The following is a 15,204-nucleotide window of genomic DNA, read 5'->3' as shown; positions in this document are numbered from 1 at the left end:
GGTAACTACAAAAGGAGGAAACGAGTCATGGTATATACTCTTGCGCCGATACTGGTCCTGGTGGTGCTGTTCCTGGCATCGGCAATCAGGATACTCAACGAGTACGAGCGGGGCGTTATCTTCAGACTTGGAAGGGTCATTGCCACAAAGGGGCCCGGCCTGATCATCCTGATTCCCATTGTCGACCGGCTTGTCAAAGTGGACATGAGGACCATAACCATGGATGTTCCGCCCCAGGACGTGATTACCCGTGACAACGTCTCGGTAAGCGTCAATGCCGTCATCTATTTCAGGGTGATTACGGCCAATGACGCTGTCATAGAAGTTGAAAACTATCTTTACGCGACATCTCAACTCGCCCAGACAACACTGAGAAGTGTCTGCGGTGAGGTTGAACTGGACGAACTGCTTTCAGAACGGGAGAAGATCAACGAACATCTCCAGCAGATCCTCGACCGGAATACCGATGCATGGGGTATCAAGGTGAGCAACGTGGAGGTCAAGCATATCGACCTGCCTGAAATGATGAAACGTGCCATGGCGAGGCAGGCCGAGGCGGAACGCGAGCGGCGCGCGAAGGTCATTTCCGCGGAAGGTGAATTCCAGGCCGCGCAGAAACTCAACGAGGCGGGTGTTGTCATCGCGAAGGAACCCATAGCGCTCCAATTGAGGTATCTACAGACCCTGGCGGCAATTGCCACAGAGAATAATTCGACGACGCTCTTCCCCATACCCATCGATTTCTTTCAGGCCTTCATGAGAAAGTCCGACAGGGAGTAAGTAAGAGCTGTTCGGGTCCGGGCCGTATCAAGGGCACGGCCCGCAGGGCAGTGGGGGGAGTTTTCTTTGTGACCGGTACTTTAGATCAGACGGGAAATTCAGTAATGCCGGATAAAAACAGGACGTTATTGTTCTGTGACTTTGACGGGACAATCAGTCCCCGGGACATGGGCTACGGCATCCTCAGCAGGTTTTCCGTTCCCGAGGAGTGGGAACGCATCAACAGGGCCTACGAAAAGGACCACATCGGCTCCCAGGAAGCCTACCGGAGGGTTGCACCGCATCTGAGAGCGACCCGGGAGGAAATGGTGCGTTATGTGCTGGAGGCGGGCGAGCTGGACCCTCATTTCAAAACCTTTTGCCGGTTTTGTCATGACCGGGGGCATGACGTCATCATCGTGTCCGACGGACTCGATTTCTACATAGAGGCGATTCTCGACAAGTACGGGCTTGACGGTCTCGATTGTTACGCCAACAGGGCCGTCTTTCAGGATGACGGCGTTCTTTCCTTTGAATTCCCCCACAGGAACGAAGACTGTAATCGATGCGGTAACTGCAAGCGATCCATCATGCGGAGAATGAGGGATCGCTACCGTGAAATTGTCTATGTGGGCGATGGAAGCTCCGATCTGTGTCCCGCGCAGGATGCCGATCGCATCTTTGCCCGGGACCTTCTCTACAGCGAGTACCGTGCCCGGGGGAAAGATTGTTTTTATTACAACGATTTTTCTGATATACAGAAACACTTGGTCACATAGCGTCGCCCCCTGCGGCGGAGCCGGCTGAAAGATACGATACGTACAATACGGCGAGGAGACTCCGATGAAGAAGTACGCAGTAACCCTGGCAGCGATTGTTTTGATTCTCCTGGTTTCATTGTCCCCGCTCCGGGCTTACGGCCAGGAAGAACGAAAGTCACTGGGCATTCTGCCCTTCACGATACACAGTTCTGAAGATATAGAATATGTGCGAAGCGGAATATGGGACATGCTTATTTCCCGTCTTTCCGCTGCGGGAGAGATCGATGTTGTTGACAAGCAGGCGATTGTCGGTGCCCTCACGGCGAGGGGCGTGACGGAACTCGAGGTGTCTGACGCCTACGAAATCGGCCGGAATCTGAGTCTCGATTATGTTCTATGGGGCAGTATCACCAAAATCGGAAGCAGCATCAGCCTTGACGGACGGCTGCTCGACGTGGCGACTCAAACGGCACCGGTGGGCGTTTCAGAGCAGACGCGGGGCATGGACGACGTTATTCCCAAAATCGGAGATCTGTCCCGACGGGTCCACGCCCACATTCTGGGGAGAGATCTCCCCGCCGCAGCGCCGCCCGCACCGGTGGTGTCCAGGCAGGTCCAGCAACAGCCTCAGGAGCGGACTCCCGGAGCGGGAGAACCCGTGGATGTATTGAGATCGCACCAGGGAACCCTGACGGCCATCATCAACCCTTCCTACATAATGAGTCCCGATGTGCTGGACCGTGAGGGCTTCTTCATGAGCCCCCGATATCCGAAGAAATTCAAAGGAATGGATATTGGTGACGTGGACGGTGACGGAAAGAATGAAGTGGTTGTTATCGACCGGAACACGGTTATGATCTACCAACTCCGGGATGAGGGATTTGTTCTGAAGCACTCCATAACGGGATCATCTGCCGACAATCACATAGCCGTGGATGTAGCTGATATAAATGGAAACGGCACACCGGAAATCATCGTGACGAGCATGATGCGGACCCGCCTCAATTCCTTTATTATTGAATATCGTGACGGTGCCTATGAAACCATCGCGGCGGGTCTTCCGTGGTTTTTCAGGGTCATTGAATCATCCAATGGCCCCCAGTTGCTGGGTCAGCAACTGGGGATGGACCATCCCTTCGAGAAACCCATATATCAGGTTATCTGGGATAATGGTTCCTATCGCCAGGGACGGCGGATGTCCATTCCCGAAGGCCTGGCCGTTTACGGGATGACCATGGCAAGTCTAGACGGCGGGAGAACGGAGCGAGTTATAGCCCTGGACACGTATGACCGACTGAACGTCTACCAGAAAACTACCAAGCCACTGTCCAAAATCCATGTATTCGGGGGATCTTCCGATCTTGTCTGGAAGAGTAACGAAGCCTTCGGCGGAAGCGACAACCTTATTGATTTTGAGTTGCGGCGTTCGGGCGTGGCCGGGTCTGAAAAGCTGGGAGAAGAGGAAAATGTGTACGCTAACGTGAGGATCCTGACTTACGACCTCAAAGGAGACGGAAAAAACGAGATCATCATTATAAAAAATGAATCCACAACGGAACGGTTGCTGCGCAATGTGAAAATATTCAACCGCAGCGAGATATACGGCTTCAGCTGGGACGGATTGGGGCTGCTTGAGAATTGGAAGACACGGTCCATTCAGGGCTATGTGACGGATTACCAGTTCAAGGACCTCAACAACGACGGCAGGAATCAGATCGTTCTTGCGTTGGTTCTGCCCACGCGGCAGAGTGTGGTAGTGGCCTATGACCTGATCCTCCATGACGGGCGGTCGGATTGAACCGGTACAGAGCCGGTTTTCCAGGCCACCAATGGACTTGACAGGAACAGGGTTCTGATGTAATAACCGCCGTTCCTGCGATACAATGGCGGTGTAGCTCAGCTGGTTAGAGCATACGGCTCATATCCGTAGTGTCCGGGGTTCAAGTCCCTGCACCGCCACCATAAAATCAAGGGGTTACGAGGCATGATCCTGTAGCCCCTTTTCTTGCGACAACGAAGTGACAACAATAAGACAGACTTTCCAACCACATCAAGACGGCAACCTTGACGTCTAGGTGTGATACCCCACAATTGACCACCCTGAGCCGGGCTTCTTCCTTGTGCAGCGGCATTTGATCCATCGATTACTGCAGGGGGATAAGGAGAGGACATAGGGGGCCGCAGGTCATACATCCGGTAGTTGATATCCCTTCTCCCGAAATAATCTCAAACAGGCATCTACTACATCTGCATCGTAAAGAACTTCCCTGTTCTTTTCTATCTCTCCCAATGCCGCATTTACACCCAAGGCAGGTCGATAGGGACGGTGGGACGCCATTGCCTCTACCACATCAGCGACTGCCAATATCCTTGATTCAATGATCATCTCCTCTCCCTTCAGCCTCCGGGGATAACCGGAGCCATCCATCCTCTCATGATGCTCATACACTATTCGTGCGACAGGTTGAGAGAAATCGACCCGCTTTAAGATGTTGTATCCCGTATCGACGTGCATTTTCACAAGGTCGAACTCTGCCTCCGTGAGCCTGCCCGGCTTGCTGAGGATTTCTGCCGGGATGGATATTTTGCCGATATCGTGGATGATGCCGGCCATGTGAATGCCTTCAATCTGATCGGATGTCAAACCCGTTTCTATCGCTATGGACCGCGCCAAATCCGCTGTACGGCGTTGATGTCCAGCGGTGAAAGGGTCCCGTGCTTCAACGGTTGCTACTATTACGTTTGTAATGGCACTCAACGCTTTTCGTACCCGTTCGATACTTTGTTTGAGACTCACTTCATTCTTTTTTCTATCAGTGATATCAATTTCAACACCGTCCCACTGCACCTGGTACTCGGACAAACGCTGCGGCGTCGCAATAAGATTGACCCACCTTATTTCGCCGGATGGCCTTCTGATACGCACTTCGACGTTGAAGATCGACATGTTTTTCAGCGCTGCGGCCTCATTCTCTTTCACCAAATGACGGTCCTCGTCGACAATCTGTTCATACAACAGTGTTGCATCGTTTAACGCTTGCTCGACCGTAACACCGCGGATCTGCTCAACGCCCGCGCTGATATAGGTGAATCGACACCCTTGACCTTTCTCGTCCGAAACAATCTGATAAACGAGACTATCCGGCAAATTGTCGCTTATTTTGCGCAGTCGTTCGTAAGTCTCACGAAGCGTCAATTCCGCCTTCTCTTTCATGGTTGTGTCTCTGACAAGAGCAAGCATGACCTGCTTGCCTTCCTGTTGGGCCTCAATAATGTTTATTTCCACCGCCACGTGGCTTCCGTCTTTTCCAAAAAGCGTAACTTCACCGGGGCCTGTTGATTTGCCTCCAAAACATGTGTGAAATAACTCCATAGCACGTAGCAGGCTGCTTTCCGTCAGGAAATTTTTACCTAAAAGCACTTCGCGTTCGTATCCTGAAATTCCCCTCCATGTCCGGTCCAGGCAGAGAACGTTGCCGTCCATGCCAATAACATAAGCCTCGCCCAGCGCAGCTTGCAGATATTTCTTTAACAACTCGAGGCGCTTACAAAACTCTCTCATTATTCATTACCCTCCTGTCCAAATCGTCCCCGAAAAACCGTACTCATCAAAGCTGTTATTGTGACTATACCGGCAGGGTGATTTTGAGAGCCGACCTTTATTCCCAAAGGCAGCTTTTGCACGGTGCGCTTTTCCGCGAGCTTCACGTCCTGCATTTTCTTTCGCAGGGCGCTGATCGGTATGAGTGCGACAAACCGGATAAAGAGCCTGTTACCCGTAGCCGCTGAGTTATGGGCGTGAAGGTACTTCATGTCAAAGGTGAACCTATTGGTATCTGCTGTGACGGCAGGGGAAGTGGCGGGGATATGAAGAAAGCAGTGCTTGCGCTTCCCACCCCCGGGATAGGGGTTGCCGCGAGCGTAGAACGCCTCGTCGGCAATAATCATAGGGTGTCTGTCGGGATTCTGAATGCTCTGGCGGACCGTGAGGTCGTCCTGCTCCGCTTTCTTCAAGTCCCATTCCTTGAAGAAGGTCGTCCGGCTGTTGGCGGAAAGGCCTTTTAGAGTATCACTGATACGCTGGATGGTGAGGGATGCTTCACAGGGGTGATCATGGTTCTTGCTCCAGGGTTTGCAGGATATGAGAGAGTCACCCTGGGAGGCGATGTAACAGGACGGGAGCAGTGCCTGTCGCCAAGTATCGGGAAAGGCCTTGTTCAAAGCCTTGTCCCCTCCCGGCTCAGACACAACCCAGTCGAGAATCACCGTCGTTCCGACCACCTTCGTGTCTGCCATGACAGCGGGGTCATGGACCGCTGTCTGATCGGGGCGCAGTCGTTTCGATGGGATGATCGTGCCCGATCCACGATGGCGTTTGCCGATACAGACTCATGTGCTGTGGGGCTGCCTCTTCCTGTCCCAAGCAGCGAGAGTCTCACAGAAGTAGGTGATATCGATTGTCTTGTCTTGCAATAGGCAGGATATCCCATGGAACAGCTCCCGGAAACGTGGACACCATAGTTACTGTTTCCGGAAAGAATTGCAAGCGGAAAATGAGTATTGGCGCTAGTTTTATGAAATCGGCTCCTCCCATAGTTAACAAATGGAGGGGAATTGAGAGCCCCGTCGGTGTCGGTTGCCCCCTGACCGTCTCTAGGCAAAGAATCTTTGCGACTAAGACACGAAGGAAGAAGTCATCTCGGGATAGAGCGATTTCTATACTTTTTCGGTAAGAGGATGGGACAAAAGAAAGCCCATTCCAGGATTCGCGAGAAATGGGCCTTTGAAGGAAACCGTTCTGTCTGAAGGTGTCTTGGGTTCTATTTCGTTTTTGCGAGAGCGGATGCCTTTTTCGCCCCGTTACATGAAGGATGTAATCGAGGAGGATCTGTTCCAGCTCCGCCGTGATCTGTTCACCAGCCTCGACATGGTTTTTTTCACCACGTTGCTTCGCCTTGAAGGTAACGGAGGGGAAACGCCGGGCCGGCCGGGCCACAGCAAGGATGCGGATGGTCCGATATCAAGCAGGATATGAAGGCCCTGCAGGAGATCATCCTTGACGACACGGGGAAGAAACTCTCCATCCGAAGGCAATGCCTCGGTTCCTGCGGAAAAGTCTTTCAGGCCGTCGGTGTGGAAATGCCCCGGACGATACGGGAAGTGTCGTGACAGTATCCGACTTTCAAAGAGCAAACACCACATGTGGTGCCGAGAACTATGTGAGGGCGCCTGTGTCCACGAAGCAGAAGAACTATTTTTTATGAGCTCGTCATTTTTCGCAGGTGTTAAACTCCAGCTTAAAATACATTGTCAGTCACGGAAGCCGGATAGTTTTCCCGCACCGGTTGGAACAGCTCCAGAAGCACATTATCAGGAGCTGGTGCCATTACATATTTCCAGAATCCAAAATCGGCAATGTCTTTGCGGAATTGAACGCCGCGGGATTTCATGTGGGCTACAAGGGCTTCGAGGTCGTCCGTCTCCATTCCAAGATGATGAATCGCACCTCTGACCTCGTCGCGGGGAGGTTGGTCATAAAAGTGCAGACGGCCCTTTCCTATCTGCAGAAAAACGTTACGCGCCCCGGCCATTTCAATGTCGGCCACGATTATTCCCCCAAACATTTCCTGATAAAACTCAAGACTGGCATTGATGTCGGAAGCAAACAAGTGGGCATGATGAAAATTGACGATCATTTTCTCTATCCTCTTTCTGTTAACTACGTCCATGCTAAAAATTATAAATATTCAGACGGCCATGTTTGTAGCATACCGTTCTGCAATGTCAACTTCTCAGTACCATAGGCGTACGTATATGACATCACGCAGCACATAATTCCGGAGATGGGGGCGTTGCCTGTAGCGATGTTAGTTCGGTCTCCTTCTCCGGTTGTGCCGGCGCGTCCATCCTCAACGCCGCCCGCTTACGGCACGTCAGTTGTATGATGCAGGTCCGCCGGAGGCGGGCTGGGGCGCTTTTTAGGAAGCCGTCAAGGATGGAACAGGCCCCAGGTGCGGCACTACCCAGACAAGGAATTCCGCCGCCGTGATACCATTGCGTCAATCATCCGTCGGGCCACGCCCTTCTTTACCTCCAACCACGCGGCGTTTATAGCGCCACAGATCATGAAATACCGGTCCCCCCGCGTTCGTGCCTGATTTCCCGTCCATAGTGTGACGGTATCGGTGGCCCCCGATTACCTTCACCCATGAAAGCATGAAACAACAAACGGGTATACCCTTTCTTACGGAGGTGACACAAAACTCTTGACGTTACCGTTCTGTTTTTAATAGTAATGTGTCGTGCAGCTTCCGTCGCGAGACACGAAAGACGGGAAAAACGACAACAGAGGGGGGACCATGTTCAAACGCGTTCTGGTACCTGTTGATTTTTCTGAAAAATCGAGGACATCCCTGGACATAGCGATCGATATGGCCAGGCATTATCAAGGTGACATCGACCTTCTTCATGTGATAGAGACCCTCGTGGATGTCGAGTTTTCAGAACTCGAGGAGTTCTATTCGAAACTGGAAAAGAGGGCCTTGAAGAACATGAATGCCCTTGTCGCGACCCACAAGGATGCTTCTCCCGTCATTAACGTCACCGTCGTTTTCGGAAACCGCACCCAGGAAATTCTCAAGTTTGCCGACCAGAGAAAGACGGGGATCATCATCATGCACTCCCACGTGGTTGACCCGGAACGGCCGACCCAGAGTTGGGGGACCATAAGCTACAAGGTTGCCCTGCTTTCACAGTGCCCTGTCATGCTCGTGAAGTAGCCCCGAGGGTTCCATCCTGTTGAGGACATGCCTGTGATCCCTGGAACCACCGCTGAGCGCATCCGGAAAAAACTTCGGGAGAAACTGCTCTCGTATCGCGGAAAACTTCGCGGAGAATATGTCCACCGGATCCTGGGTGACCGCCTCTTCGACCGCGAGATCTGGCGCATGAGTGAGCGCTCGCTGGCGGGCGGTCTGCCCCTGGGTCTCTTTATTGCCTTCACACCCACCATTTCCGTGCAGATGCTGTTGAGTGCCATTCTGGCCATCTGGCTCAGGGTCAATCTTCCCATAGCTCTGGCCGCATGCTGGGTCACGAACCCTCTGACAGCGGTCCCCGTCTACGGGCTGGCATTCAAGCTGGGCCGATGGCTCGTCGGTTGTCTCCCTTCCTTTATCAAGGCCTACGGCTTTCGCGGTCCCACGGCTCATTATTTTGCCAACGGACTCTACCTGGTCATCGGGGGAATAGTACTGGGTACCCTGGCGGCCTTGATGGGATACGTTCTGGTGAGACTCGCCTGGCGAGTATTCAAATGGCGCGAAAGCCCCGACGAGGGGGACGACGAGGACGAGGATCCGGATTGAAACCATGTTCCGTCAAAGGCATCGGCACAGGAACCCGGCCTCTTTTGTTGCCGGTGAGCCTTGACCCGCGTCGGTACAAACAAGCCCCGAATGCCATCGATGCAAACCGGCACTGCCAGGCGCGAGAGGGAGGAGCTTCCCCGCAGCGGAGAGGTCAGATCATGGCATGCAACGTTTCGAGGTGTCTCTGGAGTCGCTTTGACGACACGGGAGCGGCCCGTTTCACTTCGGGGGCGAAGAGGGAAAGGGCATATTCTTCGAGCATCCATGAAAATTCCTCCAGGGCCCGCTGCTTTTCCGGTGAGCTGAAGGCCGGGAGCGTAACACGGATCTCTTCCAGGGCGGCAATGAAAGGGGCCAGGTTCCGGGCCTTCGCCTCGTCTTTGTCCAGGTGGATGATGCCCCGGTCGGCCCTCATGGCGAGTCCCCGAATATAGAAGGGCAGGCGAACCAGACGGTCCGTATCGTACCGCCTGGCGAAGTCGGGAGGAACGAGCCTGTCCAGATGATTTCTCAAACGATCGATGAACGTGACCGCCCGCGTGTTTGTGCCGTTGAGGGCCGCCAGGTCCGCCAGGCGGAGGCGTGTTGTTCCGTAAAGCCCGAGGACCGGCTCGGTGAGAGAGAGAAGACGGGTCGATGCTTCATGAATACCCCTGCGGACCGCGGCTGCTTCGTCGAGGAATGCCTTTTCGGTGCGCGCCGTTCCGTCCAGGAGCTCATCGAGCACCCGTTCCGCCAGCATGCGGGTGATCAGCCTCGATCCCCCCATGGGAACGGTGAGTTTTCCTGTCGAATCGGGCAGGGCGAGGCATTGCATCAGATATTTGAAGTCCTTGGCGAACTGAAGTTTATAAAGTCCGCGAACTCCCTGCCGGTGCGCACGGGTTGCCTCCTCCTCGACATGAAAGAGCCGGAGATGGATTCCTCCTTCTCCTTCGCTTAAGGCGGGGAATGCGCACTCTCGACGATGGCGGTCTCCGTATTCGACACGTTCGGGAACATCACCGATGTCCCAGCGGGTTACGGCGCTTCGCTCCCAGGCACGGCGCTCCTTTTCAAAGAGGCCTTCGAATGTTTCGGTCGCGATTTCTCCGGCAAGCTCCGCCACATCCCGGGATGCCTTGAGTTCCCTGTTTCCCGGACCCGTCAAGGCGTACCGTATTTTCAGGTGTTCCGGCAGCTTGTCCACGGGCCAGGCCGTGGCGGGTATGGCAACGCCGTACCGTCTCTGTATGCTGTCGGCGAGAACCTGTACGAGGGAACCCTCGTCCCTGCCGGCCGTGTCCTTGACGACAGCGTCGACAGTCCCCGCCAGGGGAATCAGCCTTCTCCGGTATTCCTTGGGAAGTCCCCTGATGAGGACCGCTATCTTTTCCCTGAGAAGCCCCGGTATTTTCCAGTCAGGGGATCCGTCCCCTACGACACCGATATGGCGGACGGGAATCTTCAGAGTTACCCCATCATTTTCAGATCCCGGGTCGAAGTGATAGGCAAGGGAAAACCTTCTGCCATCGAGACTGACCTGGTCAGGATAGTCCGCCAGTTCTTCCGGCGGAAGTCGGCGCCGGACATCTTCCTCGTCCATGCGAAGGAACTCGTCGGAACCGCGTTCCCGTATCATCTTTTTCAGGGTCCTGGCGTCAGAGACATCGCAGAGGCGCCGGCGGTAAAAATCCACCAGATCCTCTTCGTCCACCAGCAGGGTACGTTTCCTGATCTTGTTTTCCATGGTCAGCACCCTGTCGATACAGGCCCGGTTATGCTTGAGGAAGGGAAGCACGGGTGAGAGAGCTTCCTCGACGAGCGCCTCCCGTATAAAAATATCCGTTGCTTCTTCAGGGTTTACACGGCCGAAAGAGATGGTCCTTCCCGACACGATGGGCAGACCGAAGAGAGTGACCTGTTCGCGGGCCGTCACCTCTCCCCGGTCGGCGTCGTAGCCTGGTTCTGACCAGGTTTTCCGGCAGAAATCAGCCCCTGCCTCCTCCAGCCATTCGCTTTTGACGGAGGCATTGATCCGGGCGAAGAGCCGTGAAGTTTTTACCATTTCAGCCGAAACGATCCACGATCCGCCTCGGTTGTAACAACCCGATCCCGGGAAAATCATCGCTTCCCGTCCCCTGGCAAAGTGATAGATGTTTTTTTGCTTTTTCATGGCGAATTGAGAGATGTAGCCCGCCAGGATGGATCTGTGAAGCGCTTCGTACAATTCTTCTCCCGTCGGGCGGCGTTTTCTTTTCTGGGTTCCCAGTTCCGATTCATTCAGAATAGCCTTCAATTCTTCCTGAACGCTTCTCCATTCTCTCATCCTCCGGTATGAAAGGAAATGGTCGCGGCACCACGCCCGTTTGCGGTTTTCCGTGGCGCCCGCCCGGGAGTCATCCCTGAAAGCGTGCCAGATGTTAAGAAGGGTTATGAAGTCCGATGACGGGTTGATAAAGGGTTTCAGAGCCTCGTCGGCTTGCCGTTCTCTGTCCTGCGGGCGCTCCCGGGGATCCTGGACGGACAGGGCCGCGGCGATGACAAGCGCCTCTTCCAGGCAGCCTTGGTCCCGTGCATCCAGGATGATCCGGGCGATTCTCGGGTCCAGCGGCAGCCTGGCCATGTGGGTTCCGCGCTCCGTCAACAGGTAATCAGAGCCCCGAGGCTCTATGGCGCCGAGTTCAAGAAGGATGTCATAGCCGTCCCGTACCGCCCGCGGACCGGGTGGATCGATAAAGGGAAAGACCGATATATGGCCAAGCTTCTGGTGCATCATGCGGAGAATCACTTCCGCCAGGTTGGTACGCAGGATTTCAGGTGGTGTGTTACGGGGGCGATTTTCGTAGTCTTCCTCGGAATAAAGGCGGATGCACACACCGCTTTCAACGCGCCCGCAACGTCCTTTCCGCTGGATGGCGCTGCTTTGCGAGATGGCCTTCACGGGAAGGCTCTTGGTTCGTGTCTGGGGGCGGTATTCAGCGATACGGGCAAGACCCGTGTCGATGACATACCGGATTCCCGGTACTGTGATGGATGTCTCCGCCACGTTGGTGGCTACAATTATCTTGTCCTCCCGGGTGGACTGGAAAATGTGCTGTTGGCTCTCCGAGGGAAGTCGTGCGTACAGAGGCATCACACGGGTATTCCGGTAGTCCCTCCCCGAAAGCGTTTCGCAGGTATCCCGGATGTCCTGTTCCGTGGGCATAAAAATCAGTATGTGACCGCGGAGCCCCGCCCGTTTCAGTTCATCCACGGCTTTCAGAGCCGCCTCGATGAAGTCGTCGCCGCCCTCATCGAGGTCGGCCGGATCAAGGGGCCGGTACCGCACTTCAACGGGGAAGGTGCGGCCTGATACTTCTATCATGGGAGCCCTGTCAAAAGCCCGGGAAAACCGTTCCGGGTCGATGGTTGCCGAGGTGATGATCACCTTCAGGTCTCTTCGTTGTGTAATGATTCTTTTGAGGATGCCCAGGATCAAATCGATAGTGACGCTTCGCTCGTGAGCCTCATCGATAATGAGTGTGTCGTATCGTCGCAGGAGCGGATCAGACCGGGCCTCCATGAGCAGTATGCCGTCCGTCATGATCTTGATGCGCGTCCCGAGGCCCGTCCGATCCTCGAAGCGGATCTTGTACCCCACGGATTTCCCCGGTTCTTCCCCCATCTCTTCCGCTATCCTGCGGGCGATTGAAACGGCGGCAATCCGGCGGGGCTGGGTGCAGCCGATGATTCCCTTCGTGCCGCGACCCGCTTCGAGACACATCTTGGGAATCTGGGTCGTTTTACCCGATCCGGTTTCTCCGGTGATGACCACCACCTGGTGCCGGTGGATGGCATCAACGATGTCGTCACGCCCCTCCAGAATGGGGAGCCCCGGTGGGTACACAAGGAGCGGCTGGTGTTTCGGGCGGGGCGGAGTATTTCGGTTTTCCGGCAATGTTTTCACAATTGAGACCATTCAGACATTTCAAGGGTTTCTCGTGAAGAGCCTGCAGGCGGTTTGATTTTTTGTCCTGCCGTATGTATACATTTTTTACGGCTTTGTAAAATGGTATCGGAGACATGCCTCCGGTATTATAACCGGATGCCGTTGCGCGCTCTACCCCTCGCCACCGCTGCGCGCCCTGTGCGTGCTTCATTCCCTGGGATGTGTGCACGCGTCGTACCCCAAGGGCCTGTTTACGGAACCTTTCATTGTGTCATTGAGAGGAGCGCCCGGGATACCGCCGTTTCAGTGACTACCCGGGGTATCGTCATTTCGGGCGGCACTCAAGGAACCGTCATTTCGAGGAGCGAAGCGACGAGAAATCTTTCTTTCCTGCCGTCATTGTGAAAGATTTCTCCCTCCGGTCGAAATGGCGACCGGGAGGTCGGAGTTGACGACGGGGAGGTGGACGGTTCCAGCGATTTTTACGAGACCATCAAAATATATCTTGCTTTATCAGGACCGGTGGTATAGAAATCCGGTTTTCACATCGGAAGTCTCCTTCCCCGTGCCCGCTGCGCGGGGTTTAGAGCCGAGAGGAGGATCACACATTGTGAAACGGTATGAAGTAGTCTACATCGCTTTCCACGACATGTCGGCCGATGAGATCGACGAACAGCTGGAACGGTACCTGGCAATCGTTGCCGAATACAAGGGAGTCGTCGTCAGCGTTGACAGGTGGGGGAAGCGCAGACTCGCCTATCCAATCCAGAAGCGCCGTGAAGGGTATTATGTTCTGATCGACTTCGTCGGTGACAGTGGCATTATTCCCGAGATGGAGCGCCGGTTGCGGATTGATGACAAGATTCTGCGGTTTATCTCTGTAAAAAAGCAAGACAGGGTTGATCTCGAGGAAATTGAACGGGAACGGGCCGCAATCCGTGAAGCGGAAGCTGCCCGGGAGATTCCTGCCTCTGAGACTGTTCCGGAGTCCGGGGAGCCGGATCAGGAGGATGGTGGGCTTTCGCCGGAGACGGAAAGCGAGCCGGTGCCGGGATCGACGGAAGCAGCCAGTGAAGAAAACGTCGAAACGGAGGAGGATTAAGCATGGCACATCCCGCATCGAGACGACCGGCAAGGGGTTCCCGCGGACCGAGGAGAAGATTTTTTCACAAGAAAAAAGTATGCAGATTCTGTGGTGATTCAACCCTGAAAATCGACTATAAGGTACCGGAGGCTTTGAAGAATTTTATCACGGAACGAGGCAAGATACTGCCCCGGAGAATATCCGGCACCTGCGCCAAACATCAGCGTGAAGTGACCGTTGCCATCAAGAGAGCACGGAATCTGGCCCTGTTGCCTTTTATCGTGGCGGAAGCATAAGATAGCCGGGAGCCCTGTTCCGCGCCCCCGGTACGGGGACTGCCGTTCGAGGGATCGTGGTTATCACCGAATTCGTATTCGCCGTTGCCGTAACGCTTGCCCTTTTTGTAATCCTGGCATCCATACCGGTACTGGCACAGATTGGAACCGTGGTCACGCCCCTGCCGGTACTCTATTTTTATTGCCGGATGGGCCGGTTCAGGGGCTTGTTGTACTACGTCCTGACACTGTTCCTTGTTTTCTGGTTTCTCACGTCTTTCGAAGCCCCCGTCGCGACGAGTTATTATTTTATCCTCAGCTCGCTGGGACTGATTCTCTCTGAAGTGCTCAGACTGGATCTCTCAATAGAAAAAACCGTCCTCATTACCTCGGCCGGTCTGCTGATCCTGGTCGTGGCGGTTCTATCCTGGCATGGTGTCAGCAGCGGCCGCGGTCTGTCTTTCCTCGTTGAAGAGAACGTGGCCCGCATCGTCCGTGAGAACATAGAATTGTACGCGGGAACAGGCGCCCCGGCGGCCCACGTTGAAATGATCAGGAGCAAGGAAGCCCGGATTACTGCCGTCCTGCTGGGCGTCATCCCCTCCCTGGTGATCACGGGATGTGCCGTTGTTTCCTGGGTCAGCCTGTTGGCGGGATCGATCCTTTTCCGTAAGAGGAATATGTGGTATCCCGATTTCGGCGACCTTACCCGGTGGAAGCTGCCGGACGGTATAGTCTGGGTCGCGGTGATTACCTTTGCCGTTGCTCTGATTCCCTGGAAGGCAACGCTGCTCATCGGTATGAACGGTCTGATAATCATGCTTTTTTTGTTTATGCTCCAGGGGTTTGCTGTTATTTCCTGTTTTTTTAAGGTGAAACAGGTGCCGCTTTTCATTAGAATCGCCCTGTACCTTATGATACTGATTCAGCCGCTGTTGTTCCTTCCGGTGGCGGTGCTGGGCATTATAGATATGTGGGCGGATTTTCGTAAACCGGCTTTTTCGTCACCGGATTTCCCTGAAGACACCTGATGAACGCGCGGTGC

13 protein-coding genes and 1 tRNA gene are annotated in these 15,204 nt (G+C 54.5%); 10 read left to right on the top strand and 4 right to left on the bottom strand.

All coding sequences use genetic code 11. The annotated features are described in order from the left end of the window. The first annotated feature begins 27 nt into the window (after positions 1 to 27). The 4 genes from M0Q23_02090 (at position 28) to M0Q23_02075 (ending at position 3,482) form a co-directional block, all read left to right on the top strand. Positions 28 to 780, top strand: a complete 753-nt coding sequence (locus M0Q23_02090) for a slipin family protein (protein ID MCK9527438.1) — start codon at positions 28 to 30, stop codon at positions 778 to 780. A 104-nt stretch (positions 781 to 884) separates the two neighbouring features. Then, the gene (locus M0Q23_02085; protein ID MCK9527437.1) at positions 885 to 1,538 is read left to right on the top strand and encodes an MtnX-like HAD-IB family phosphatase; all 654 of its coding nucleotides are present in this window, start codon (positions 885 to 887) and stop codon (positions 1,536 to 1,538) included. A gap of 64 nt (positions 1,539 to 1,602) precedes the next feature. Next, positions 1,603 to 3,318, top strand: a complete 1,716-nt coding sequence (locus tag M0Q23_02080; GenBank protein MCK9527436.1) for an FG-GAP-like repeat-containing protein — start codon at positions 1,603 to 1,605, stop codon at positions 3,316 to 3,318. Between the two features lie 87 nt (positions 3,319 to 3,405). Continuing rightward, a tRNA-Met gene (locus M0Q23_02075) sits at positions 3,406 to 3,482 on the top strand. A 223-nt stretch (positions 3,483 to 3,705) separates the two neighbouring features. On the opposite strand, the gene M0Q23_02070 is transcribed toward M0Q23_02075, so the two are convergent. Then, entirely contained in the window at positions 3,706 to 5,082 is a 1,377-nt protein-coding gene (locus tag M0Q23_02070) for an HD domain-containing protein (GenBank protein MCK9527435.1), read from the bottom strand. Then, complete coding sequence (locus M0Q23_02065) at positions 5,082 to 5,816, bottom strand: hypothetical protein (GenBank protein ID MCK9527434.1); 735 nt, start codon at positions 5,814 to 5,816, stop codon at positions 5,082 to 5,084. The genes M0Q23_02070 and M0Q23_02065 overlap by 1 nt, the downstream gene beginning before the upstream one ends. Positions 5,817 to 6,551: 735 nt before the next feature. Between M0Q23_02065 and M0Q23_02060 the strand changes: the two genes are divergently transcribed. Further along, on the top strand, positions 6,552 to 6,689 hold the full coding sequence (locus tag M0Q23_02060) for a hypothetical protein (protein MCK9527433.1): 138 nt from the start codon (positions 6,552 to 6,554) through the stop codon (positions 6,687 to 6,689). A 128-nt stretch (positions 6,690 to 6,817) separates the two neighbouring features. On the opposite strand, the gene M0Q23_02055 is transcribed toward M0Q23_02060, so the two are convergent. Continuing rightward, a complete protein-coding gene (locus M0Q23_02055) occupies positions 6,818 to 7,216 on the bottom strand; it encodes a VOC family protein (GenBank protein MCK9527432.1) in 399 nt (132 codons plus the stop codon). A 663-nt stretch (positions 7,217 to 7,879) separates the two neighbouring features. On the opposite strand from M0Q23_02055, the gene M0Q23_02050 reads away from it, so the two are divergent. Further along, entirely contained in the window at positions 7,880 to 8,299 is a 420-nt protein-coding gene (locus M0Q23_02050) for a universal stress protein (GenBank protein MCK9527431.1), read from the top strand. Between the two features lie 33 nt (positions 8,300 to 8,332). Further along, positions 8,333 to 8,887 carry a DUF2062 domain-containing protein gene (locus tag M0Q23_02045; protein ID MCK9527430.1) on the top strand — a complete coding sequence of 185 codons (555 nt, stop codon included), beginning with the start codon at positions 8,333 to 8,335 and terminating at the stop codon, positions 8,885 to 8,887. A gap of 154 nt (positions 8,888 to 9,041) precedes the next feature. Here the strand turns inward: M0Q23_02045 and hrpA are convergent, their stop codons facing one another. Continuing rightward, positions 9,042 to 12,818, bottom strand: coding sequence for an ATP-dependent RNA helicase HrpA (gene hrpA, locus M0Q23_02040; GenBank protein ID MCK9527429.1), 3,777 nt, complete (start codon positions 12,816 to 12,818; stop codon positions 9,042 to 9,044). A 592-nt stretch (positions 12,819 to 13,410) separates the two neighbouring features. Here hrpA and rpsF point away from each other — a divergent pair. From rpsF to M0Q23_02025, 3 genes are read left to right on the top strand one after another with little or no spacing between them, the layout of a single operon-like run. Beyond that, entirely contained in the window at positions 13,411 to 13,902 is a 492-nt protein-coding gene (rpsF, locus tag M0Q23_02035) for a 30S ribosomal protein S6 (protein MCK9527428.1), read from the top strand. A 2-nt stretch (positions 13,903 to 13,904) separates the two neighbouring features. Further along, the gene (rpsR, locus tag M0Q23_02030) at positions 13,905 to 14,180 is read left to right on the top strand and encodes a 30S ribosomal protein S18 (protein MCK9527427.1); all 276 of its coding nucleotides are present in this window, start codon (positions 13,905 to 13,907) and stop codon (positions 14,178 to 14,180) included. A gap of 56 nt (positions 14,181 to 14,236) precedes the next feature. After that, positions 14,237 to 15,190 carry a YybS family protein gene (locus M0Q23_02025; GenBank protein MCK9527426.1) on the top strand — a complete coding sequence of 318 codons (954 nt, stop codon included), beginning with the start codon at positions 14,237 to 14,239 and terminating at the stop codon, positions 15,188 to 15,190. The last annotated feature ends 14 nt before the right edge of the window (positions 15,191 to 15,204 follow it).

The sequence above is a fragment of the Syntrophales bacterium genome (genome assembly GCA_023228425.1).
GTDB lineage: Bacteria > Desulfobacterota > Syntrophia > Syntrophales > UBA2210 > MLS-D.
Note: the sequence above shows the minus strand (reverse complement) of the source record. Positions and strands in the feature narration are given on the sequence as shown.

Bases quoted from the DNA above. Each gene is read 5' to 3' on its own strand.
- M0Q23_02060 (MCK9527433.1), top strand. From the start codon at position 6,552: ATGAAGGCCCTGCAGGAGATCATCCTTGACGACACGGGGAAGAAACTC.
- M0Q23_02070 (MCK9527435.1), bottom strand. From the start codon at position 5,082: ATGAGAGAGTTTTGTAAGCGCCTCGAGTTGTTAAAGAAATATCTGCAA.
- rpsR (MCK9527427.1), top strand. From the start codon at position 13,905: ATGGCACATCCCGCATCGAGACGACCGGCAAGGGGTTCCCGCGGACCG.
- M0Q23_02055 (MCK9527432.1), bottom strand. From the start codon at position 7,216: ATGATCGTCAATTTTCATCATGCCCACTTGTTTGCTTCCGACATCAAT.
- M0Q23_02050 (MCK9527431.1), top strand. From the start codon at position 7,880: ATGTTCAAACGCGTTCTGGTACCTGTTGATTTTTCTGAAAAATCGAGG.
- M0Q23_02080 (MCK9527436.1), top strand. From the start codon at position 1,603: ATGAAGAAGTACGCAGTAACCCTGGCAGCGATTGTTTTGATTCTCCTG.
- M0Q23_02090 (MCK9527438.1), top strand. From the start codon at position 28: ATGGTATATACTCTTGCGCCGATACTGGTCCTGGTGGTGCTGTTCCTG.
- M0Q23_02065 (MCK9527434.1), bottom strand. From the start codon at position 5,816: ATGGCAGACACGAAGGTGGTCGGAACGACGGTGATTCTCGACTGGGTT.
- M0Q23_02085 (MCK9527437.1), top strand. From the start codon at position 885: ATGCCGGATAAAAACAGGACGTTATTGTTCTGTGACTTTGACGGGACA.